Below are 25,179 nucleotides of genomic sequence, written 5' to 3' on the forward strand. Positions count from 1 at the left end.
TGTGGTTATATACAAAAGTATGTATTAAAAAATTAAAAAGATAAATTTAAAGAGGTTTATTTTTGCATGGTTATAAATTTAGTCAGCACTGAAACAAAAGCCTATGTGTGCTTATCGGAAATAGAAGTGGGGGTTGAATGTGTCTAAAGAAAAAGAAAAACGGGAATGTATATTAAATACACTCCCGTTTTCAAGTGGAGAATATCGGACTCGAACCGATCACCTTTAGACTGCCAGTCTAACGCTCTAGCCAGATGAGCTAATCCCCCTAAATGCGGGGCAAATATAATGCTTAATTCTGAATTTATTGTTAGTTTTGTAGAAAATAATAATAAAAGAGAGATGCTTATATACAATACAACCTATCATGTGGACGATGAAATACATGAAAATTTTGTTATTTGGCTGAAAGAGTATTATATGCAAGAAGTAGCGAAAGACGCTGCTCTCCATTCGCCCCGCTTACTTAAGGTGTTGAGTCATAGAGAGGAAGGAACAACGTACTCTTTGCAATGGGAAGTAGAAAATTCTACTGTACTGCATCGTTGGCATAGCCAGAATGGGGCGAAGTACAATGACGAAATGCTTCGAATATTTGGAAGTAAAGTAGTTGGGTTTCCTACATTAATGGAGGTTATAGAGTGATTGTACCGGTTAAAGAGAAAATAATTCTGGGTATTGACCCCGGTACCACCATTATGGGTTATGGGGTTATTAAAATAGTGGGTACAAAGCCCGAACTGTTGGCTATGGGGGTTATTGATTTACGCAAATATGGCAACCATTACATCAAGCTTCGCAAAGTCTTTGAGCGGGTAACAGGCATTATCGAAAGCTTCTTACCGGATGAAATGGCAATCGAAGCTCCTTTTTTTGGAAAGAATGTACAATCAATGTTGAAGCTGGGCAGGGCACAAGGAGTGGCGATGGCTGCCGCACTAACCCGTGATATTCCTATAACCGAATATGCTCCTCTAAAAATTAAAATGGCCATAACCGGAAACGGACAAGCTTCCAAAGAGCAGGTAGCCGATATGTTGCGACGTATGTTGAAAATTTCGCAGGAGGAGATGCCTGCTTTTATGGATGCTACTGATGGACTTGCTGCTGCCTACTGTCACTATCTACAAATGGGACGCCCTACTGTAGAAAAAGGATGCAACGGATGGAAAGATTTTATAGCCAAGAATCCCAATCGTGTAAAATGAAAACAATCGTCACCTTATTTATAGTAGCACTTACACTTGCCGGATGTACATATGAAAAAAAAGAGTACGCGACTTTTGATGATTATCCGGTACGTACCGATAACTTACAAGAGGTTATTTTTACACCTGCCGGTACACGTTTTGTGCTTTGGGCACCTACTGCCGACTTTGTTCGATTAAACATTTACAAAACTGCCGATAGCGAAGAAATATATAAACCCGTTACTATGAATCCGGGGAAGGACGGTGTATGGACGGTTCTTATCAGCGAAAATCTTGAAGGTAAGTTCTATACTTTTAATGTGAAAATAGGTGAGGAGTGGCTCGGCGAAACACCGGGCATTGGTGCGCGTGCTGTTAGTATCAACGGAAAACGTGGTGCCATTATTAATCCGTTTGCTACCGACCCTATTGGTTGGGAGAGGGATGTTCGCCCACCGTTTACTTCGCCTGTAGATATGATTATCTACGAAACACACTATCGCGATTTTACTATTCATAACTCTTCGGGACTGGAACATAAAGGAAAGTATTTGGGATTGTCTGAAAAATATTCCGTTATACCCAATACATTTCATTCCACAGGTTTGGATCATTTAAAGTTTCTTGGTGTTACCCATGTCCACTTCCTGCCTTCCTTCGATTTTGCTGCCATTAATGAAAACACTCTGCATGAAAATAACTATAGCTGGGGCTACTCTCCACTACACTATAACGTACCTGAAGGGTCGTATGCAACTAACCCTGCCGACCCTATCACCCGTATTCGTGAGTTTAAGCAAATGATAATGGCATTACATTCGGCAGGTATTCGGGTGGTTCTGGATGTGTCGTATACTCGTACGTGTGATGTCGTAAAAAGCCCTTTTGAACTTACTGTTCCCGGTTATTTTTATCGACATGGAACAGATAGTATTGTTCCTAAAGGAGATGTAAGCCTGGTTGCTACCAATCGTGCTATGGTTCGTAAGTTTATTGTGGAGTCAGTGCGTTATTGGGTGGAAGAGTTTCATGTGGATGGATTCTGTTTTAACGAAATAGAAGAATATGACACAGAAACCCTTACTGAAATACGAAAAGTAGTAGATAAAATAGACTCTACTATTCTAATGTATGGTAAAGATTCTGAGTTAACAATACCAGGTGTCATGTCTCTTACAAAGAAAGTGGCAGTTGCCTCTTCTAATGTAAAAGGGTTGAATTCTCCGCAGCAAATAAACTATGCTTCTATACATGATGAACTTTGTTTAATGGATTACCATCGGGAGGTAATACCCAATCTTACTACCGAACAACAGATAAACCTCAACAAATTGGCACAAACAGCAGTGCTTACCTCGCAGGGGGTTCCGTTTATTCTCTCTGGCGAAGAAATGATGCGAACCAAGAAGGGTATTCTCGATACTTCCGAAAGCTCTGACTTGGTCAATGCCATTGACTGGAATAACAAGATAGTCTTTAGTGAATTGTGCGATTACTATAAAGCGCTTATCGCGCTACGCAAAAATCATCCGGCGTTTCGGATGACAGACACAAAACAAATACATCGCCATCTTGAATATCTCCCTGTCGAACAGAAAAACGTAATCGCTTTCCGTTTGCGCGACCATGCTAATGGGGATGTCTGGCGGGATATATTGGTAGTGTTAAACGCGGATTCTTATTTAGCCGAACTGAATATTCCAAAGGGAGAATACACAGTGGTGTGCAGCGAAGGAGTGATTAATGAGTATGGACTTGGCACAATAAAAGGTCCCAAAGTGATTGTACCGGGATACTCTACTTTAATTGCCTATCGATCGTTCTAAAATAGCCGCATAAATACCGACATGTAGATTGCTGCAAACAGCAATCCTAACACGCCGAAGATTATCCGCCCTATGCGGCTTTCGTTATAATAGGCTAAGCAGAAGCAAAGAGCAGCTACAAGCACTATAAAAAGTTCTATGAGGAGACGCATATTTTTCTATTTCTTTTTCATTTCCAGTCCCACGGACATTCCTTCGTAACTTCCAGCCAATGCAACAATAGTTTGTACTGTAGTATTGGTAGACTTACTGCCATAAGTAGTAAGTAGCTGCAGTAGTTTGTCAGCATTAAAGAGCAGTGCTAAAGTAGAAGAAGAGGCGTTTATCTGCGCACTAATGGTAACAAGTGCTGAATAAGTTAGCTCTATTGTACCGGCAGAAGCATCGTATACGTAGGTTCCATCCAGTTTCTTCCCGTTTACAGTACTGTTAAAGGTACTATCTGCATTGAACGTAAAGCTTGTAATGCCTTGTTTAATGCCTACTTTGCTTAATTGCTTATCTATTTTGCTCTCAAGAGTAGAAGCAGCTACACTACCACCGGCTTTTTCGAGCAAATTATCTGTCTTAAATTCAATGGAAGAACCTTGATACACCCAAGTGCCGGTAATGTCGGCTTTGTTGGTTCCTGTAACCGTGTTTACAACATCGGTAATGGTTTCGGTGATATTGTTTCCTTTTAATAAGTCACGCCATGATTGTGCTTGAAGGTTCATGGTAGTTGCTATCAAGGCACAAAGAATAAACAATAATCTTACTTTTCTCATAATCATATTTTGTTTTAGATTGCAAATATACTTCTTTGATTCTATATTTTGCATCATTGTAAATAAAATCAGGAATCAAACATCCATAGAGGCTTAGTTATAGCTCTGATTTTCTGACTGATTTTTACTTCACTTCTGACTGATTTTTGATCAATTTCTCAGTGCTTTTTGATAAAAAAACAGTGAGAAATTAGTTGCAAAAACCTTGTGAAAGATAAAATAGGGGGTCTTCACAAGTAACTTGTTTACCGTCATCTGGTTACTGCGTTTTGTGAATGTGAAGACCTGTTTTGTTAAACTATATATAGAGTTTGCTTTTGAATTATTCAACGGGTATCTTTGAGCTAGTTAAAAACAATTGCTTATGAAATCTAACAAACTAACCAATCTACTTGTTTACATTTTCTTCTTTTGCTTTACGTTAAGTATATGCGCTTGTAAACAATTGCCCAAAGAAATTACCCCCTCTGTGGAGTATGCTTCTTATGTTAAAGCTTATACGGGTGGGGTTATCTCCAGAAATGCTACTGTGCGGGTAGAGTTGGCAAAAGAGCAACCATTGGTGGCTCTAAATAGCGAAATAAAAAACAATCCATTTTCTTTCACTCCTTCATTGAACGGAAAGGCATATTGGATAGACAATAATACCATTGAGTTTATTCCCGAAGAAGGCGGGTTGATACCCGGACAGCTTTACAATGCGACCTTTAAACTTGGCGACTTTGTTGAAACAGATGAGCAACGGAAAAGGTTTGAGTTTAGTTTTCGTGTACAAGAGAGTAATTTTTCCGTTAACGTACAACCAATACTTGTCAAGACGTTGCATCCCGATTGTGTCACTATTCAGGGAGAAATCCGTTTCAGCGATGTGATGGGAAAGAAAGAAACTGTCGAAAAGATTATCACAGCAAAGCTATCCGGCAAAACACTTCCTGTTGATGTAGAGGCTACACCAGACGGACTTTTCTATACATTTTCCATTGTTGATGTGCCACGAACAGATGATGATACTAAGGTGTTGCTTACCATCAACGGAGCTTCCATTGGTATTGACGAGACTGTGACCCGCGAAGTTGTTGTTCCTGCCAACCACCGTTTTGAGGTACTTTCCACACAACGGGTAAGTAGTGGCGAAGCTGCGCTGGAAATTGTCTTTACCGAACCTATTGACGTAACTCAAGATCTGAAAGGACTTATTGTGCTGCAAGGCGCGAGTAACCAAACCATTCAGGTTACTGATAATAAAGTGACTTTGCATTACGAAGAAGGTAATATCAATAACCTAAAGCTTACCATTCATGCCGGTATCCGTAGTGTAACCGAAAAAAAGATACTCGAAGATACTTCCGTTTCCTTTAGCCGTGGATTTGAAAAACCGGCAGTGGAAATTCTTACCAATGGAAGCATTCTGCCCGATTCTAAGAATTTGATTATACCTTTCCGTGCTGTGAGTTTGCATGCGGTAGACCTTACGATTGTGCGTATATTCGAAAATAATGTGCTTACTTTTCTGCAGACAAACACTTTGTCGGGCTCTAACGAATTGCGTCGTTCGGGACGGTTGATTTATAAAAAAATGCTTTTGTTGGATTCCGACCCAACAAAAGACATTACCAGATGGGAAGACTATTCTATAGACCTTTCCGGTATCATCAAACACGAACCGGGTGCGATTTATCGCATTATGCTTTCGTTCAAACAATCCTATTCGGCCTATCCGTGCGATGGTAGTTACGAAGCAGGAGCAAAGTTTTCTGCTGGGATTTCAAATCTGACAGATGAAACAGCCGAACTTGACGACACGGCTTGGGATATACCACAGGCTTATTACAGTATGGATTATGGCGATTATGATTGGGAACAGTATAACTGGCGCGAACGCGATGACCCCTGCCGTCCTACTTACTACATGATGGCTGAACGGAAAAGTTCCTGCAATGTACTTTCCTCCAATATCGGTGTGATTGTAAAACGAAACAGTATGGGAAAGTTATGGATTGCCATCAACGATATTCTTAACACGCAACCATTGCCGAATGTAGATGTAAAAGCTTACAATTTCCAATTGCAACGAATAGGAGAGGCTACTACCGACTCTCAGGGATTTGCCGAGATGGAGCCTAAAGGTGTTCCGTTTGTCATTGTAGCCTCGCATAACGGACAAAAAACTTACCTGCGTGTGGTTGATGGTGAGGAAAAATCCACCAGCCGTTTTGATGTGGGAGGTAAAGAAATAAAGAAAGGGTTAAAAGGCTTTATCTATGGCGAACGTGGCGTCTGGCGTCCGGGCGATACTCTGCATGTATCTTTCGTGCTCGAAGACCCCAATAAACGCATCCCTGTCAAACATCCTGTAACTTTAGAACTCTACAATCCTCGTGGGCAATTTTATACAAAACAAATCTCTACCGATGGTATAAATGGTTTTTATGCTTTTCATATTCCTACGTATACTGATGATCCCACCGGTTTGTGGAATCTATATATAAAGGTGGGCGGAGCAGCTTTTCATAAAGCGCTTCGTATTGAAACCATTAAACCCAATCGCTTGAAGATAAACCTCAAATTACCCAATAATAACCTTATCATAGCTACCAATGGTGATGTGCGTGCTACTCTTTCATCCAATTGGCTAACCGGTGCAACGGCTTCTAACCTGAAGACCAAAGTCGAGATGAGTCTCTCGCGTGTTACCACGCAGTTCAAGAATTACAGTCAATATGTTTTTAATAATCCGGCTACCAATTTTGAGTTTAGTAAAAAGGAAATTTTCAACGGTACGCTCAATGCTGTGGGTGATGCTTCCTTTACCATAGAAATGCCCCAATCGGTTAATGCTCCGGGTATGTTGCAGGGAAATTTCACAAGCCGTGTGTTCGAACCGGGCGGTGATGCCAGTATCAATACTTTAACAATACCTTTTGCACCATTTACTGCGTTTGTTGGTATCAACTTGAATCAACCTTCTAATAAATATATTGATACAGATACCGACCATGTTTTTGATGTAGTTACAGTCGATGCAGAAGGAAAACCAGTGAATCGTTCTAATCTGGAGTACAAAATTTACCGCATTGGTTGGAACTGGTGGTGGGAACATAATAATGAGTCGTTCGATTCATACATTAACAACAATAGTATTACACCCGAAGCCACAGGCAAACTATCTACAGTCAATGGAAAAGCGCAATTCTCTTTCCGCGTAGATTATCCGCAGTGGGGGCGCTATTTAGTGTATGTGAAAGACAGAGAGAGCGGACATGCTACCGGTGGTACGATTTTCATAGACTGGCCTGAGTGGCGTGGACGTTCTACCAAAAGTGATCCAACCGGAATTACCATGCTTACTTTTTCACTCGATAAAGCTAGCTATGAGGTAGGTGAGATGGTAACGGCTATTATTCCTGCTGCTGCCGATGGTAATGCGCTGGTTTCGCTGGAGAATGGAAGCACAGTGCTCTCTCGCGAATGGATAAAACTTTCGGCACAGGAAGATACTAAATATCAGTTTGTCGTGACTGAAACAATGTCACCCAATGTTTATCTACATGTGATGCTGTTGCAACCACATACACAAACTGTCAATAACCTACCCATACGTATGTATGGTGTATTACCGGTGCTTGTAAACAATAAACAAACGGTATTGGAACCTATTCTCAAAATGCCCGACGTGCTCAGGCCTGAGAAGGAATTTTCTATCTCTGTGTACGAAAAGAGTGGTAAGCCAATGACCTATACCATAGCTATTGTAGACGATGGATTGTTAGACCTCACTAACTTTAAAACACCCAACCCTTGGAATGAATTCTATGCACGTGAGGCTTTAGGTGTACGTACGTGGGATATGTACGACGAAGTTATTGGCGCTTACTCCGGAAGCTATGGTAAACTCTTTAGTGTGGGGGGAGATCAAGAACTGAAACAGGAAGACCTCAAAGCCAATCGTTTCCGTCCGGTTGTGAAGTACTTAGGACCGTTTATTGCTGCTAAAGGAAGAACAAACACGCATAAAGTAACCTTGCCTATGTATGTGGGTTCTGTACGTACAATGGTAATAGCCGGTGAAGGAGGAGCTTACGGTAGCACTGAGAAAACAACGCCAGTTCGCTCTCCTTTAATGATTCTATCCTCTTTGCCACGTGTGCTCAGCATTAATGAAGAAGTACTATTGCCTATCAATGTTTTTGCTATGGAAGACGCGGTGAAAGAAGTGACGATAGATGTGGAGACTTCTTCCAATTTGCAACTGGCAGCTGGTAATAAGAACAAAGTTATTTTTGCCACACCCGGAGATAAAATGTGTTACTTTACATTGAAGACCGGCAAGGTAATAGGTAAAGAAGTAATAAAGATTAAAGCAAGTGGTAACGGTCATACTACTGAAGAGAAAATAGAGATAGATGTGCGCAACCCTAATCCTGTCGTATATCAGACTGCAAACCATTTACTTGCTGCAGGAGAGCATACGGAGCTGAACTACCAATTAGAAACAGCTTCTGAAGATAACTGGGTGAAGTTGGAAGTATCTCGTATACCTTCGGTAGATATCAGTTGTCGTCTCGACTATTTGTATAACTACAATCACTATTGTACCGAACAAATTGTCTCTAAAGCATTTCCACTGCTCTTCCTCAATATGTTCAAGGATTTAGATAACCAGGAACAAGAGAACTTGAATAAGGGTGTGCGCGAAGCTATCAAGCATCTCTACGGTAGACAGTTGCCCAACGGTGAATTTGTTTACTGGCCGGGTTATGCGCAAGCCGATGAGTGGATAACTTCTTATGCCGGAATGTTTCTTTCGTTGGCAAAAGAAAAAGGGTACGATGTAAACCTCGCTGTATTAAACAAATGGAAAGCTTATCAACGTAGTAGTACACAAAATTGGATGCCTATTCGTCAAGAAGAGAATTGGCTTATGTGGCAAGCAGACTTGCAACAGGCCTTCCGTCTCTATACCTTGGCATTGAGTGGCGCAGCAGATATGGGTGGGATGAATAGAATGAAAGAGATAGCTAACCTTTCCCAACAAGCCAAGTGGCGACTTGCCGCTGCTTATGCAATGGTTGGAAAAAATGATGCTGCAAACGAATTGATTTTTAATGCTAAGGCAGAAATTGATGCCTACTCCTCAAACAATGCCGTGTATGGCTCCTCGGATAGAGATGAAGCAATGATACTCGAAACTCTGGTTTTGTTGAAACGAGAGAAGGAGGCTTTCACGTTGGCACAACGTATAGCAGAACGCTTGTCGCACGAGTCATATTACAGTACGCAATCTACAGCATTCTCGCTATTTGCTATGGCTAAATTGGCAGGTATGACTTCGGGGACTATTGACTTTGATTGGGAATTGAACGGAATAAAACAAACCTCAATAAAGACTTCTAAAGCAGTACATCAACAACTCTTGCCGATTACTGCATTGAAAGGAAGTGTTATATTAAAGAATAATGGTAATGGCTCGGCTTATGCTTGCTTACTTACTCGTATGCGTTTAATTGAGGATAACTTGCCTGCTATCTCCAACAATCTACGCTTGAAAGTGATTTACACCGACCTTAATGGTCTGCCTTTGTCTATAGATAAATTGAAACAAGGAACTGATTTTCTTGCTTCGGTTACTGTAACCAATGTAAATCCGGCTACTGATTATCGTGATATAGCTCTTACTCATATTATCCCCACTGGTTGGGAAATTTACAATGAACGGATGACGGAAAGCGAAGCAAACAAGGCGCGGTTTGATTACCAAGATATTCGTGATGATCGAGTGTTAACGTATTTTAGCCTGCTTCGTGGTGAGTCTAAAACATTCAAGGTGCGCATACAAGCATCTTATGCGGGTATATTTACATTACCTGCCGTGCAATGCGAAGCCATGTATGATGTAACCGCTAACGCGCGTACTCAAGCCGGACACGTACAGGTAATTCAATAACCTGAACAGATGAGGCTGCGTTTACATAAATTGAAAGCCGGTAACAAGATAATGCTTTGCGTTGTTATCTTGTTACTGGTTATTTATGCCTTCTGTTTGCCGGACAATCTATTTAATGTACCCTATGCTACCGTAGTCGTTGATCGTAACGGCGAGCTATTAGGTGCACGCATTGCCGATGATGGGCAATGGCGATTTCCCGCCTCTAACACAGTGCCACATAAACTGGAACGCTGTATTCTTACCTTTGAAGATAGTTATTACTATTGGCATTGGGGTGTAAATCCTGTTGCAATGCTACGCGCCTTGTGGCAGAATTTGAGAGAACAGCGCATTGTTAGTGGTGGCAGTACCATAACGATGCAGGTTATTCGCCTTTCGCGTAACCAGCCACGCACTATTGGAGAGAAGCTGCTCGAGATGATTCTTGCCACCCGTTTGGAGTTTCGTTATTCTAAGAAGGAAATACTAGCACTGTATGTTTCTCATGCGCCTTTTGGTGGAAACACAGTAGGGGTTGATGCAGCAACATGGCGTTACTTCGGTCATGCGGCGGATGATCTATCGTGGGCAGAGGCTGCTACCTTGGCAGTACTTCCTAATGCACCCTCCATGATACATTTAGCCAAGAGTCGCGAAGCTTTGTTAAAGAAACGCAACCGGTTGCTCGCTCGCTTGTATGCCGAAAACGAAATAGATGAGTTAACCTATCAGCTTGCCCTTAGCGAACCTTTGCCTGATGAGCCTTTGCCACTCCCACAAGTTGCGCCTCACTTGGTGACGCAATACTATCTGCAGCAAAGAGGAACTACCCATATCGCTACTGTTGATAAGAATACACAATTGTACATTGAGTCTATCCTCGAACGGTGGAACAATGAATTTATGCGTAGTGATATTCGCAACATGGCAGCACTTGTTATGGATGTGCAAAGTAATGATGTATTGGCATATTGTGGTAATGTGCATTTTTTGGAACAAACTTCGGGCAATCAGGTAGATGTTATTCGCTCACCACGTAGTCCTGGCAGTGTTTTAAAGCCGTTTCTCTATTATGCTATACTTGATGAAGGATTGCTATTGCCACATACGCTACTCCCTGATGTTCCGATGAATATCAATGGTTTTGCACCACAGAATTTCAGTTTGCAGTTCGAGGGTGCTGTTCCGGCTTCAGAAGCACTTGCCCGTTCGCTTAATATTCCGGCAGTTGCCATGTTGCAGCAATACAGTGTACCCCGTTTCCTGGTTTTTTTTACAAAAGATAGGCTTAAAGACAGTAACGAAGTCGTCCGCCCACTACGGACTTTCATTAATACTGGGTGGGGCTGAAGTTACATTATGGGATGTTGCTTCGGCGTATACCGATATGGCGCGCTCATTGAATGGCGTGGAAAACCATTTCCACGCCGGTGCTGTTTGGCAAGTATTCGATGCACTAAAAGAGGTAAATCGTCCCGAAGAACTCGATTGGCGTACCATTCCATCCATGCAAACTATAGCGTGGAAAACAGGAACAAGTTATGGCTTCCGCGATGCGTGGGCAGTGGGTGTTACTCCTAAGTATGTTGTTGCTGTGTGGGTGGGAAATGCTAACGGCGAAGGTAAACCGGGTTTAACCGGTGCTACAACTGCAGGACCTGTTCTCTTTGATATTTTCAATGCACTTCCGCTTTCGTCTTGGTTTGAAAAACCGTATAATGCATTTGTTGAGGCAGAAGTTTGTCGCCATTCCGGCTGTCTTAGTGGTCGTTTCTGCGAAGAAAAGGATACACTGCTAATTGTACCCAATGGCTTGCGTACAGATGCGTGCCCTTATCATACACAGGTTACGCTTACAGCTGATGCGCAGTATCGTGTTTACAAAGATTGTATCCAAAGCACTCCCGTATTACAAAAAAACTGGTTTGTACTTCCTCCTGCTTGGGAATGGTATTATAAACAATATAATCCGCATTATAAACCACTTCCACCACTTTTACCTAATTGTACCGGAGATACATTTGTACCTATGCAGTTTGTCTATCCACAGAACGGTGCGCGTGTGGTACTTCCTCGCCAAATGGATGGGAGTGAGGGTGAACTAACTTTTGAATTGGTGCATAGTTACAATGATGCGGTTGTGTATTGGCATTTAGACGAAGCATTTGTTGGAACAACAGAAGATTTTCACAAAATAACATTGCAAATCTCTCCGGGAAAGCATCATATTACTGCGGTGGATGGATTGGGAAACACAATTTCGGTGAGGTTTACAGTAGAATAATCTGTTGACTCTGCCTAAAATAAAAAAGCTTATGGCGCTAAATTCGCGAACCATAAGCTTTTTGTTTATTTGAAACAGTGAGAGTTTATTGAGCTTTTTCTCCTCCAGAACCTACATTCTTACTCCGTTCAATTGATTGAAGAGCCAAATAATTATCACCAAAATTATTCATGTTATCAATCTCGGTATCGAAATTATCCTGATGATTTTCTTCTTCTATAATTAAATCTTCGAAGACTTGCTTAGATGCAGAATCCAGGTGCTCTGCACATTCTCTTGCCCATGTGTTATATTCATGGATAGTTTGTGCTTCCATCTCCTCTGCTTTTTTGAGCATCTCTTTTACGTCGTGAATCTTTTCTACAGGGGCATTAGCTCTTAATTCTACCTCGCCTTTGAGGAACAAAATGCGTTCGGCAAGCTTCTCCACATGCATCATTTCTGCAATAGCAGTGCGTTTGAACTGATTAGCCAAGAATTCGTAACCCATATCATCCAAACGGAAGTGAAAATACATATACTGATGTACTGCAGACATCTCACCGGCAACAGCTTTGTTGAGCAACTCAATGCTCTTCTCTCTCTTAATCATAATTGCTTTATTAAAGGTTATTCTATTACTTTTCACTATAAACAATAAAAAGAGAGAGATTGTTTACTTAATTCTCTGTTATTTGAAGAAGTTCAACACAGAAGCCATGATTATTGCTCGCTCACTCGCTGTTCTGATACATTCAAACGGGAAACCCAATGCAAAAATGCGGTATGAGCCTTTATAGGCAATTCCTGCGCTATATGCATCTGGCGAGTATATAAATACTGGGAATGCAGAACCGGTCGGTGCAATACAATCGGGTGCTGTTACCGAGTAGAAGCGATTGTTGGGTAAGCGTGGGATGCTCAAGGTGCGCCCCAATCCTGTGATTGTTTCTGAATAATTCCTGCTTAAATTCCCTTGATAACTATATTTTAGAATATTCTCTGTAAACTCTTTGTCGGCAGGGTTGGAAATCATATCACTCCCTATATACGAGCCACTGACAAGTAGGTTTCCACCACTATTGCAGTAGGCAGTCAGTATATTTTGCATTGCAGGTGAAAATGTTTTATAGTACTCATTGCGTGCGGGATTGCTTTGTGTGTCTTCTTTTTCTAAACCGAGAATTAAATCGACTACGTTGTACTTGCTAAGTTCTACCCGTTTGTTTTCCACGCTAGCCTTACTGCACGAAACAAAGCTGTAGCCACCTGCTGCTTGAATAGCTTTGCCATGAATAAAAGGATAGTCGAAAGTATTGCCTGCAATGGTTAATCCTTCCCAACTATTGCTGCTGTATCCCAGCGCATTTGCCCCTTCTTTTCCTGCCATAGTACGGTCGAAATTAAGCTGTGGTCCCGAAAGAGAAATATTATATTGGTAAGGTACGCCCGGATCTTGTTCCAAATCAAAACCAGCAGCGTTAGGCGTATCTATAACGGCTGGACCACTTATGCGTGTAAAACCGTTTATAATAAGTACTTTACCTTCCTCTCTTGGAGATTGAAACGCGGAGAGTATTTCGGAAGGGAAACTTTCGCCACCTTGGTTTACTGCTGTTACTTTGAAGGAGTAAACTAATCCCGGCTCTATAAGCATTTCATACGACGGTTTATTTACTACTATCCCATTATCAAATCCTCCATAGCCAATACGGGTGTAAACCACATATTCGCGTGGCTTGGCAGTGGGCTCAAGACGGTCTTCTTCGGGTTCCCAACTCAGATTCAGCGTATTTCTCTTTTCGCTGAACTCTACTGCAAAGTTACTAACCGGCAACGGCTGCACTACATACTCCTTATTATATTGAGTGCATAGATAGCGAAGCATTGCTTTATAGATGGAGCGACTCGCTGTGAACTTAAAGTTCGGATCGTGTGCCATGCGCATATCGGCAAAGTTTTGGTGCGAAAGTAGCTCCAATATGATTGATGATACAGCAGGTATGCGTGTTTCGCCATAGTTCCTGTTCCACATACCACGTCGTGTCCACTGCGTGTTAAAGGTAGACTGTATATCTGTACGAAGTTGCGAAAGCATCAGATCGGCAAGCTCGCGCGAAGCATATCTGCTACTACCACTATTTAATACTCCTCCATTAAAATCTGTAGTAAATACACCAAGCATACCGATATGCTTGTCATCCTTACTGAAACCTGCATCGGTGTGTAGTGCTAGACTCATTTCAATAGGCACTTTTAATCCGGGTTGTTGTGGATTGAAACTCGAACCACCCATGAGGTAATTTATCATGTTGCCACGTACGGCTATATCGTCGTTGTAATCATGTGTACCAGTACGTGGAGAATAAACCTCATAAGGCATACCAGCCCATTGCGCGCTATATCTTGCTGCTTCAAGGTGGCGGGGAAAGCCGCTTACGCTCCCCCGATCTATATTGCCCATTCCTCCACCAAAGCGTACGGCGTCTGCACAGACAACTCCTTTTTCTTTACTCTCATTGCTAAGAACAACCATGCCGTAGTCATTATTTCCCCTATCAAACTCAAAGGTTCCAAGATATACCCATGTACCTCCACCTATTTGCTGGTTCACTTTGAATTCAGTAACGCCACCCTTATGAAAAACTAAATATTTAGCATCCGTTACGCTGTTATGTTGTGTTTGGTATGATACGTAAACCGCATATCTTCCGGTTTCGGGGATACTTGGAACCCACTCGGCAAAAGCTCTGTTTTGCTTTCTCTCAGTGGGGGCAAATCTGGCAGTTCCATCAAGGAAAGGATTTTCACCGTCTTTGTAAAATTGTTTGTTCTGAGCAAAACCGGGAGCTCCAGTTGTTTGCCAACGTGCTTTTCTACTTTTAACCTCTAAGTAAAAAGAGTTTCCCGGTGTGTCGTTGTCTACTACAACTTCATTCGTTTGAATGTCGCGTTCGCGGGGTGTGAAGACTACCGCACCGGCATTTTCCAGCATTGGAATAATGTAGGGAATAATGAATGATTGAGTAAGCTGGTCTTCGGTAGTGCAAAAGAGGTGTGGACGTTGCCAACTCCATGTGCCTTTGTCTACTTGATAGTATCGTCCGTGACTTTGCCATAATGCAATATGATGCCCGGCTAGTCCATACTTTATCTTATACGGACGCGATGTATTGGTTACCCATGGCGTTTCGTCATCCCTTATTTGTATGTATTGTCGAGTCTTATCTCGCTTCCTCTTATCTAAATAGTAGTTGGGAATTAACTCTTCAATAGGCTTCCCATCGGTAATGATGGTCATATCAAAGAAGCAAACCGGACCGGGAAGAATTTGTCCTAAGTATCGATAAATAGAGATTACTATTTCTTCGCGGAAGGGTTGATAAGAGAAAGCCGGAGAGGCGTAAATTCGTAGTTTACGTCTGTTGTAGTCTATATTGAAACTATCCAATTGGCATTTGCCAATATTTGCATTTGCAGTGGTATAATTGTCGAAGTATTCTTGCAAGCGCTCATTGACATTTCTTTCAATATCTTGTGCATATAGTGAGAAGCAAGAAAAAAAGAAGAGAAGAGAAAGGAGTCGTTTCATAAGATGGTATTGGGGTACTTTATTATGAATTAAATCCTCCCCTCAACTTTTCTCGAAGAGGTTAAGGGGAGGATATTTTTGCTAGATTAAAGATCTATAGTGGAATATATTCCTTAAACGCTTCCATCGCTTCGTACGATGCCAAGCCCAATTTGTCATATAGATCTGCCGTTGCTCTGTTTCGCTCTTCCGAACGTTGCCAAAATAAGCGTTCGTCATTACCTAAGAACGGGGCGCTTTCCATTTGCGATTGATGTTTAAGTATTGAGTTACGTTTTGCGCGCAATTCCTCCGGACTGATAGGCACTGCCATCTCAATATTTTCAATTTCCCATTCAGCCCAAGCGCCACGATACATCCAGATACGACAATCTTTCAACCATTTGGCATTTGCCTCTTTTTCTAAGTCTATAGCGGAAAAGACAGCGTCGGTACAAATTTTGTGTGTTCCATGTGGGTCGGCAAGATCGCCAGCTACAAATATTTGATGTGGTTTCACTTCGCGAATCAAATCCAAAATGATAGCTACATCGGCTTCTCCAATTGGGTTCTTTTGAATGCGTCCTGTTTCATAGAACGGCAAATCAAGGAAGTGGCAACGACTTAACGGTATATTATTGTAGGTACAAGCAATACGTGCTTCGCCACGACGAATAAGTCCTTTCAGGGTTAGTATATCACTTGTATCTAAATCGCCCTCTTTCTTGGTGCGGAGAAACTCACGTATCTCTTTATACTTCTCATTGATTATTTGGTTCTCGCTATTATTGAATAACTGATTAAAACCATTGATGAAGTGTAGGAAACGAACTACCTCTTCATCGCCTACAGCGATATTTCCCGACGTTTGGTAGGCTACATGTACTTCGTGTTTCTGTTCTACCAAACGACGAAGAGTTCCTCCCATAGAGATAACATCATCGTCGGGGTGTGGCGAGAAGATGATTATGCGCTTAGGGTAAGGTTTTGCACGTTCGGGACGATGGGTGTCGTCTGCATTCGGCTTTCCTCCCGGCCAACCGCTTATGGTATGCTGAAGGTCGTTGAAAATCTTTATATTTACATTGTAAGCCGACCCATAGAGAGCTAACAATTCGCTTAATCCGTTCTCATTATAATCTTTGTTGGTGAGTTTAAGGATTGGCTTTTTAACAATGCCGCATAGCCAAGTAATAGCACTGCGAATCAGTTTATCATCCCAATCACAAGACGTTACCAACCACGGACGCTGTATGCGGGTGAGGTGGGCAGCAGCCGAAAGATCGAGTACCACATGCGCATTATTGTGCGTTTGCAAGTATGAGGATGGATAAATATCTGTTATAGCTCCTTCTACACATTCCTTGATTATATCTGATTTGCTTTCGCCCCATGCCATGAGATATACTTTTTTAGCAGCTAGAATGGTCGAAACTCCCATTGTTATCGAACTGATAGGCGTAGCGTCTACACTGGCGAAGGATTTGGATGCTTCATTACGCGAGTCTACATCCATTAGTATCAATCGGGTGGTAGAGTTAATACGAGAACCGGGCTCATTGAATGCGATGTTACCCACACGTCCTATTCCCAATAGAGCAATGTCAATACCACCGAAGCTTTCGATGCGTTGTTCGTATAAACGACAGAACTCAAAGATTTCGTCTTTAGGGATAGTGCCATCAGGACTGAAGATGTTCTGCTTTTCAATATCCACATGATTCAGTAACATTTCGTAAAGCGAATTTAGGTTACTGTTTACCGCGTCGGGTGCTAAGGGGTAGTACTCGTAAAGGTTGAACACGATAACGTTTCGAAAACTTAATTTCTCTTCTTTGTGCATCTTCACAAGGTTGGTATATACCATTTTAGGTGAGTTACCACCACCAAGTGCCAATACACAAAAACGTCCGTCACGTTGTTTGCTACGAATTACTTGGGCTATGTCTTTGGCTATCTGACAAGCTCCTTCTTCTGCCGATTCATAGATATCGGCGGGTACTTTTTCAAACCGGGTTAGGGCTGATCTCTCAAAAGCATTCTCGGGTTTGTAGTATTTGGGGGAAACACGAGTAAGCGTAATTTGAGATGTTAGATTTGTTTTCATACTCATCTTAAATTTGTGTAAGTTCAAAGCCATTACTTTGTAACTGAAATAACAACACAAATATACAAAAGAAGTTTTTTAAGAAAGCTAACTATAAGTAGGTATTGTAAAGATGAAGTGCTGTTTTAACATTTGTTTGTGTTGAATGGTGAAGTTTATCCACCAATGGGCTACTATCCACTCCAAATGTAATTTTACGAAATAGGTCTTCACCTTCACGAAATGCTGCAACTGACACTGCGTGAGTTGTTTACTTGTGAAGACCCCCTCTTTTTGCTTTCACAAGGTTTTTACAAATAATTTCTCACTGTTTTTCTCATCAAAAAACACTGAGAAATTGATCAAATATCAGTCAGAAGTGAAGTAAAAATCAGTCAGAAGTGAAGTGAAAATCAGTCAGAAATTACAAGTAGTAGAACAGTCTAAAAAAACAGTCAAAAACTTAAATGCTTATGGCATAAAGCTAAATTTATCTGCGTCTTTCCAAGCGGGGAATTTTTTACGGAATTCCTGCAATGATGCTAAATCGAGTGTTGCGGTTATTGCACCCTCTTTATTGTCTGTGGCGCGTATTATTTGTTTTCCTTTCGCATCATACGCTACGCTACCACCTGTATAGGTCAGCCCATTTCCATCTGTTCCTACACGATTTACACCACACACATAACTCATGTTTTCTAACGCTCGTGCTGGAAGCAAAGCATCCCATACCGTTTGTCGTGCCGAGGGCCAATTAGCAGGATAAATCAATAAATCGTACTCATTGTCTATGTTGCGGCTCCATACAGGGAAACGTAGGTCGTAGCAAATCAGTAGGCGGATATTCCAACCAAGATAAGAAATAATAACCTTATCGGCTCCTGCAGAAAAGTGATTCAGCTCTTCGCCCATGCGGAAAAGGTGTTTTTTATCGTAATAAATAGCCTCTCTTTCGGGAGTGATGAAGAATCCACGGTTGTAGAAAACACCGTTTTCCTTTGCAATGTAGCTACCGGCAAGAGCAAGGCGATAGGTCGATGCCCATGTCCTAAGAGTACTAATGGTTTCTTCAGTTACAGTTTCGGCAAGCAAGTGACTGTTCATGCTAAATCCTGTGGAAAACATCTCGGGAAGTATTACGAGGTCTGTTGTTCCACTTAATGTTTGTAAGAAGCTTTCTACATGGCGCAAATTAGCTGTTTTGTCTTCCCACTTAATGTCTGTTTGCAATAAAGAAACTCGCATTTCTCAACTTGATTTAGTAAGTTCCTAAACTAAAATTTTCCGGATATTTTCCTTTGAATTTACTGAAGTATTGCTTTATCTCACGGAGGTCTTCTTCAATATTACCACTTGGAATAATCATTTTTCCAGCTTCGATTATTTTTTTTTCATAGTCTATACCTATTAAAACAATAGGTACTTGTGCCTTTATAGCAATGTGGTAAAAACCTTTCTTCCAGTTTGGATTGGCTTTACGTGTACCTTCGGGGGTAATGGCTAAGTGAAATTTTTCTTTGCTGTTGAATACTTTCACCATTTGGTCTACTAAGGAAGTCTTACGACTACGATCTACAGGAATGCCGCCTGCCGACTTAAAGAAAAGTCCGAGAGGAAAAAAGAACCAGTCTTTTTTCATCATAAAGGATGTTTTATAGCCAATCGTTCCGTAGAACAATTTACCTATAAAAAGGTCAAGGTTCGACGTGTGAGGTGCTGCGCAAATAACACATTTGGGCGGCATAGAAACATTTAATATGGCTTTCCAGCCCAATACCTTGGTATAAATAAATTTATAAATAGCGTGCTTCACGATGTTCTTTTATTATTGATTGTATATGTATAAATAACGCAGATTCAGGCTTAATAGTTGATGTCTTTGGCGTGAATCTGCGTTAAATCATTGGATAAATTGTTAGTTTAAGGCTTCTATTTCCTTTGTTACAGCTCCTATTGCAACATTAAAGTCGCTATAAAATTTCTTGTAGAATCCCTTTACATTACCAGGTTCGGTATGGCTCAAACGGCTTACAAATTCACTTTGAATAGTAAGGATTTGCGTCATCAAGGCATCCGTTTTTGCCTTGTTCTCTTCTGAGGTAAACATGCTAATGATTATGCACTCGACGAACAATACGCCCGATATGTTATTTACTTTTTTCTTCAATTGTCTTCTGCTTGCCATAATAACTGTAGTGTTAGCGTGAATAAATAGAAATGTTAGAAGTTGTTTTGAATTTACTAGTTCTGCGGAAATTCAAAACAGTTTCTAAGGCAAATATAAAACTTTATTTGAGATAAATGGACAAAAAGCGCTGCATTGTTTCCTATTTTGAACTATTCATAGCAAAACGCTAACATCTTCCTTACTTATTTTCATAATTAAAAAAAAAGACCGAAATTTGTACGCTTTTAATAGGAGAAACTAACTAACCCCTTTAATAAATACAAAAATGACAAAAAGTGCATTGCAAATTGCAAGATCTGCCTATCAACCCAAGCTACCCAAAGCTTTAAGAGGTGCAGTGAAGGTAGAAAATGGCAAAACCACCGAGTCGGTAGCCGATCAGGAAGCAATCAAAGAATTATTTCCGAATACCTATGGTATGCCGTTGATTAAGTTTGTAGAAGCAAACGAGAAACAGAGTTTTCCTGCTATAAACGTGGGAGTAATCTTGTCGGGTGGACAGGCGCCTGGTGGACACAACGTTATCTCTGGATTGTTTGACGGTTTGAAAGCCCTCAATAGCGATAGCAAACTGTATGGTTTTATTTTGGGACCAGGCGGATTGGTGGATAACAATTACATGGAGTTGACTGGTAGTATTGTTGATGAATATCGTAATACCGGTGGTTTCGATATTATAGGATCGGGACGTACCAAACTCGAAACTCCCGAACAGTTTGAAAAAGGATACGAAAACTTAAAGAAACTAGGTATCTCTGCGCTTGTTATTATTGGTGGAGACGATTCCAATACAAACGCTTGTGTGTTGGCGGAGTATTATGCTGCTAAGAAATATGGTGTTCAAGTTATTGGTTGTCCTAAAACCATCGATGGTGACTTGAAGAATGAGATGATTGAAACCTCTTTTGGCTTCGATACAGCTTGCAAAGTTTATTCGGAAGTTATTGGCAATATTCAACGCGACTGTAACTCGGCGCGCAAATATTGGCACTTTATTAAACTGATGGGACGCTCTGCTTCACATATAGCTTTGGAGTGTGCGTTGCAAGTGCAGCCTAATGTGTGTATTATCTCGGAAGAGGTGGAAGCAAAAGCAATGTCGCTCGATGATGTAGTAACCTATATTGCCGAAAAAGTTGCAGCTCGTGCCGCTGTTGGAAATAATTTTGGTACAGTATTAATACCCGAAGGATTGATTGAATTTATTCCTGCAATGAAGAGTTTGATTGAGGAGTTAAATGACTTCTTGGCGCATCATGCAGTGGAATTCTCGCAAATTAAGAAATCCCGTCAACGCGATTATATCATCTCAAAGCTTTCTAAAGAAAACTCGGATGTGTATGCTAGTCTTCCCGAAGGTGTGGCTCGTCAGTTAACGCTTGACCGCGACCCACATGGTAATGTTCAGGTGTCACTTATTGAAACAGAGAAATTGCTTTCGGATATGGTTGCAGTGAAACTGGCACAATGGAAAGAAGAAGGTAAATATGTAGGTAAGTTTGCTTCTCAACACCACTTTTTTGGTTATGAAGGTCGTTGTGCAGCCCCATCCAATTATGATGCTGACTATTGCTACTCATTGGGCTTTACTGCTTCTACGCTTATTGGTAATGGAAAAACCGGTTACATGTCTTCTGTGCGCAATACAACTGCTCCTGCCGAACAATGGATTGCGGGTGGAGTGCCTATCACCATGATGATGAATATGGAACGCAGACATGGAGAAATGAAACCTGTAATTCAGAAAGCATTGGTAAGATTGGATGGTGCTCCTTTCAAAGAGTTCGCTTCTAAACGCGATACTTGGGCAATAGAAACTGATTATGTGTATCCGGGTCCAATACAATATTTCGGTCCGACTGAAGTGTGTGACCAGCCAACAAAAACATTGCAACTTGAACAAGCCAAGTAATGTGAAGATACAATAACATTAAGGTAGTCGGGTTGCAAAGCCCGGCTACATTTTTATTATATATATGCCAACCCAATCAAAAAAAACAGTAGTTCGCGTTAGAAAGAACACAGCGAAACCCCGTCGTGTTTCGAAAAAGCGAAAGAAGGCGCAACCAAAGTCCATTCCGGCTTGGCTGAAATACTTTCTGGCCGCGCTTGTTGTTGTTTTTTTAATCGTTGGTTTTTATTTCTTCTTTATTCGTCCGTACGCCTATCGTTGGAAACCTTGTTATGGCTACAAAGGATACGGTGTTTGTATTCCCTCAGGTTATCCGGTTCATGGACTGGACCTTTCGCACTATCAAGGCACTATCAATTGGTTGGAGCTTGTTGCTTTTCAGGATCAGAAGTTTCCATTGAACTTTGTCATAATGAAAGCTACCGAAGGGGGCGATCATTGTGATACCACCTTTGTACGTAACTTTGAAGCTGCCAAAGATTATGGATTTATCCGTGGTGTTTATCACTTCTTCTCGCCACGCACTGATGCATTGAAGCAAGCCGAATTCTTTATTGAAACCGTAAAATTGAAAGAAGGTGATCTTCCCCCTGTGCTCGATATAGAGCTTGCGGGCAAGAATAGTGTAGAAGAGTTGCAGCATAAAGCTAAATTATGGCTCGATCGGGTAGAGCAACATTATGGCGTGAAGCCTATTATCTACGCCTCCTATAAATTTAAGATGAAATACCTTAACGATGCAATCTTCGATGCCTACCCTTATTGGATAGCCCATTACTATGTGGACTCAGTGCGTTATAAAGGTAAATGGGATTTTTGGCAGCACACTGATGCCGGTAATTTACCGGGTATTAAGGATAGGGTAGACTTGAACGTATTCAACGGCTCTTGCGAGCAATTAAAACAATTAACCCTCCCTAAGCAAAAATAAACTTTACCGCAGCCCAGTTGTTCTTCTCGGTGTGGTGACAGAAGACAAGCCCCAGTTTGTTTGCTTCTTCTTTTAAAACAGGTATATCTTCTACGTAGAATCCACTCATGTAAAGTTCCGAACCAGGCTTCATGCAGGTTGTATATGTGCTCATGTCATTCAGCAGAATATTGCGATTGATGTTAGCGATAATTACGTCGAACGGCATCCTGCCTTTAAGAATAGAGGCGTCGCCCAATTCCACTGTTATGTCACTTAAATGATTGAGTGCGATGTTCTCTTCGGAGTTTCGGACACACCACTCGTCAATATCGATAGCAGTAATAGGCTTAGCACCACGCATACGTGCCAGTATAGCAAGAATAGAAGTGCCACATCCCATGTCGAGTACCGATTTGTTTTTTAGCTCTGCAACAAGCAACTCTCCAATAATCAGACTGGTGGTTTCGTGATGCCCTGTACCAAAAGCCATCTGCGGGTTTATCAAAATATCGTATTCAGCCTTTTGTACATCTTTGTGGAAGGTGCTGTGTATAACACACTTGTCTGCAATGACAAGTGGTTGGAAATAATTCTTTTCCCATTCTTCGTTCCAGTCTTTGTCTTCGGAATCTTGACGCGTATAAGTAATCGTTGTGTTTTCGATAGGAAAGTCTGCTAAAACCTCCACAACACTATTTTCATCAAGCAATGTAGCTTGTATATAGGCGGTTATTCCATCTTCGTTTTCTACAAAACTATCGAAACCCACTTCGCCCAGTAAGCCGGATAACGTGTCATTGACCGTTTCTGTACAGGGAGTGGTTTGGAATTTGAATTCTACGTATTTCATTCTCGCAAAAGTAAACAATATATCTTGAACTCGCAAAAAGGAACTACGAGGCTATGCTCCAATCATCCCGCTCTTTCTTTATCGAAGAATAGGGAAATCCCTATTAATAATTGGGGAATTTCTCTATTTAGTGGGAAATACCTTCTTTATTTTTGTAACGTGATAAAGTATAAGTATAAAACTAAAAGTGATAGAGATATGAAAAAGATTGTTTTAATTACGCTGATAGCACTGGTATTGCCAACGGCATTAATGGCACAGAGCGTTAATGACGACCTTTACTTCATTCCGAAGAAAGAGAAGCGAGTGCAACAAACTCCTACCAAGGTGGAGGAAAAAAAGGTAGTTGTAAAAACGACTACTACCAATGTAACGCAAGCTCCGCAAACTGTTCTAATCAAAGATTACAAAGGGAATACAGAAACATTGGATATGGATGTAGATAAATACAACCGTCGTTTCGATTCTAGAGATAACAACTTTGAATTGGAGAACGATACATTGTTTATTACCGAGAAAGATCCAAGCGAACCCAGAGGAGAGTGGGTTAACGGTTTCGACGGTTCAGAAGATGATTACGAATATGCAGAACGTATCATTCGTTTCCGCAATCCGCGATATGCTGTACACATCAGCAGCCCTTACTATTGGGATATTGTTTATGGACTGAATTCATTCGACTGGAATGTATATGTAGACGATTTCTATGTGTATGCATTCCCAACATACTCTAATCGCCTGTGGTGGGATTGGCGATATGGTTCAGTAGGCTTCGGCTTTGGCTGGAATAGCTGGTATCCAAGATATCATGGCTGGGGTGGTTGGTACGGAGGTTACTATGGTGGCTATTACAGCGGTTGGTATGGCGGCTGGGGTGGTGGTTACTGGGATCATCATCATCATTGGGGTGGACATTACTGGGGACCAGGTGGTGGCGGTGGACATTATAGACCAAACAACTACACCAATAGAGTATCTAAAGGTTCTACAACCCAACGCTCAAGCGGTAACTCTGTTTCAAACGGAAGGTCTACCACAAGAACAAGTGGTAATAGAGTTTCGACTAGTTCAAATAGCACGCGTCGCTCGGAAAACACCCGTGTTGTAGGTACACGAACACCTTCGTCTCGCGAAAATGTACGCAGCACCGACCGCACCAATACCAGTAGCACTGGCAGAGGTTCTTATACTCGTCCAAGCAGTACACAAAATTCGGAAAGATATACTGGCGGTGACAGAAGTAGCGGACGCACTGAAAGAAACGTAGGGACTTCATCAAATAGATCGTCTTCATCAAGCTCGCCAACAATGAGGGGCTCGAATAGTAGTACTTCAAGAAGTTCATCATCTGCTACACGTGGTAGTTCATCGTCTTCTTCCAGAACCTATTCAACAGGTAGCAGTCGCTCAAGTGGCAGTAGCCGCGAAAGTAGCACACGTTCAAGTAGCAGTTATTCTTCCGGAAGCAGCTCGCGCTCAAGTGGCAGCAGCTACTCATCGGGTAGTAGTAGCCGTTCGTCGGGTGGTAGCTATTCATCGGGTGGTGGTAGCAGCTCGTCGGGAAGTAGCGGTGGCGGAGGTAGCTCATCTCGCTCATCAGGTGGTGGAGGCTCATCACGCAGATAAAGCATAGCTTGAACGAATAGAGAGGAATTAACCAACCATTTACGAATTAAAAACTACGTTT

At 41.5% G+C, this 25,179-nt stretch carries 15 protein-coding genes, 1 tRNA gene and 1 pseudogene; 8 read left to right on the plus strand and 9 right to left on the minus strand.

The annotated features are described in order from the left end of the window. Window positions 1-195: 195 nt before the first annotated feature. Window positions 196-269 (minus strand) — tRNA-Ala (locus tag D0T50_RS00080). Between the two features lie 73 nt (window positions 270-342). Here D0T50_RS00080 and D0T50_RS00085 point away from each other — a divergent pair. From D0T50_RS00085 to D0T50_RS00095, 3 genes are read left to right on the plus strand one after another with little or no spacing between them, the layout of a single operon-like run. Then, a complete protein-coding gene (locus D0T50_RS00085; protein WP_163220724.1) occupies window positions 343-645 on the plus strand; it encodes a DUF4286 family protein in 303 nt (100 codons plus the stop codon). Continuing rightward, window positions 642-1,208 (plus strand): crossover junction endodeoxyribonuclease RuvC, encoded by a 567-nt coding sequence (gene ruvC / locus D0T50_RS00090; RefSeq protein ID WP_163220726.1) that lies wholly within the window; start codon window positions 642-644, stop codon window positions 1,206-1,208. Before D0T50_RS00085 ends, ruvC begins: the two co-directional genes overlap by 4 nt. Beyond that, window positions 1,205-3,016: a type I pullulanase gene (locus tag D0T50_RS00095; RefSeq protein ID WP_163220728.1), complete on the plus strand. Its 1,812-nt coding sequence runs from the start codon at window positions 1,205-1,207 to the stop codon at window positions 3,014-3,016. Before ruvC ends, D0T50_RS00095 begins: the two co-directional genes overlap by 4 nt. A 158-nt stretch (window positions 3,017-3,174) precedes the next feature. Here D0T50_RS00095 and D0T50_RS00105 read toward each other — a convergent pair whose 3' ends face one another. Beyond that, window positions 3,175-3,783 carry a DUF4923 family protein gene (locus D0T50_RS00105; protein ID WP_163220732.1) on the minus strand — a complete coding sequence of 203 codons (609 nt, stop codon included), beginning with the start codon at window positions 3,781-3,783 and terminating at the stop codon, window positions 3,175-3,177. A 364-nt stretch (window positions 3,784-4,147) separates the two neighbouring features. Here D0T50_RS00105 and D0T50_RS00110 point away from each other — a divergent pair, with 364 nt between their 5' ends. Then, complete coding sequence (locus tag D0T50_RS00110; RefSeq protein ID WP_163220734.1) at window positions 4,148-9,727, plus strand: alpha-2-macroglobulin; 5,580 nt, start codon at window positions 4,148-4,150, stop codon at window positions 9,725-9,727. A gap of 9 nt (window positions 9,728-9,736) precedes the next feature. Beyond that, a pseudogene (pbpC, locus tag D0T50_RS00115) lies at window positions 9,737-11,993 on the plus strand (penicillin-binding protein 1C). A gap of 85 nt (window positions 11,994-12,078) precedes the next feature. Here pbpC and D0T50_RS00120 read toward each other — a convergent pair. The 6 genes from D0T50_RS00120 to D0T50_RS00145 form a co-directional block, all read right to left on the minus strand. Beyond that, the gene (locus tag D0T50_RS00120) at window positions 12,079-12,585 is read right to left on the minus strand and encodes a ferritin-like domain-containing protein (protein WP_163220736.1); all 507 of its coding nucleotides are present in this window, start codon (window positions 12,583-12,585) and stop codon (window positions 12,079-12,081) included. Window positions 12,586-12,663: 78 nt separating this feature from the next. Next, window positions 12,664-15,564 (minus strand): xanthan lyase, encoded by a 2,901-nt coding sequence (locus D0T50_RS00125; protein WP_163220738.1) that lies wholly within the window; start codon window positions 15,562-15,564, stop codon window positions 12,664-12,666. Window positions 15,565-15,658: 94 nt separating this feature from the next. Continuing rightward, complete coding sequence (locus D0T50_RS00130) at window positions 15,659-17,650, minus strand: glucosamine-6-phosphate deaminase (RefSeq protein ID WP_163220740.1); 1,992 nt, start codon at window positions 17,648-17,650, stop codon at window positions 15,659-15,661. 450 nt (window positions 17,651-18,100) lie between these two features. Next, window positions 18,101-18,874 carry an amidohydrolase gene (locus D0T50_RS00135; protein WP_163220742.1) on the minus strand — a complete coding sequence of 258 codons (774 nt, stop codon included), beginning with the start codon at window positions 18,872-18,874 and terminating at the stop codon, window positions 18,101-18,103. Window positions 18,875-18,887: 13 nt separating this feature from the next. Beyond that, complete coding sequence (locus D0T50_RS00140; RefSeq protein ID WP_163220744.1) at window positions 18,888-19,442, minus strand: 1-acyl-sn-glycerol-3-phosphate acyltransferase; 555 nt, start codon at window positions 19,440-19,442, stop codon at window positions 18,888-18,890. 102 nt (window positions 19,443-19,544) lie between these two features. Then, on the minus strand, window positions 19,545-19,814 hold the full coding sequence (locus D0T50_RS00145) for a hypothetical protein (RefSeq protein WP_163220746.1): 270 nt from the start codon (window positions 19,812-19,814) through the stop codon (window positions 19,545-19,547). 268 nt (window positions 19,815-20,082) lie between these two features. Here D0T50_RS00145 and D0T50_RS00150 point away from each other — a divergent pair, with 268 nt between their 5' ends. Beyond that, window positions 20,083-21,729, plus strand: coding sequence for a diphosphate--fructose-6-phosphate 1-phosphotransferase (locus D0T50_RS00150; RefSeq protein ID WP_163220748.1), 1,647 nt, complete (start codon window positions 20,083-20,085; stop codon window positions 21,727-21,729). A gap of 64 nt (window positions 21,730-21,793) precedes the next feature. Continuing rightward, window positions 21,794-22,660: a glycoside hydrolase family 25 protein gene (locus D0T50_RS00155; RefSeq protein ID WP_163220750.1), complete on the plus strand. Its 867-nt coding sequence runs from the start codon at window positions 21,794-21,796 to the stop codon at window positions 22,658-22,660. Here D0T50_RS00155 and prmA read toward each other — a convergent pair. Continuing rightward, entirely contained in the window at window positions 22,647-23,492 is an 846-nt protein-coding gene (gene prmA, locus D0T50_RS00160; protein ID WP_163220752.1) for a 50S ribosomal protein L11 methyltransferase, read from the minus strand. The two genes, D0T50_RS00155 and prmA, sit on opposite strands and share 14 nt — an antisense overlap. A 198-nt stretch (window positions 23,493-23,690) precedes the next feature. Between prmA and D0T50_RS00165 the strand changes: the two genes are divergently transcribed. Then, entirely contained in the window at window positions 23,691-25,118 is a 1,428-nt protein-coding gene (locus tag D0T50_RS00165; RefSeq protein WP_163220754.1) for a hypothetical protein, read from the plus strand. Window positions 25,119-25,179: the final 61 nt, after the last annotated feature.

Origin of the sequence: Bacteroides sp. 214 (assembly GCF_010501015.1) — a bacterium.
Lineage (GTDB): Bacteria > Bacteroidota > Bacteroidia > Bacteroidales > Bacteroidaceae > Bacteroides.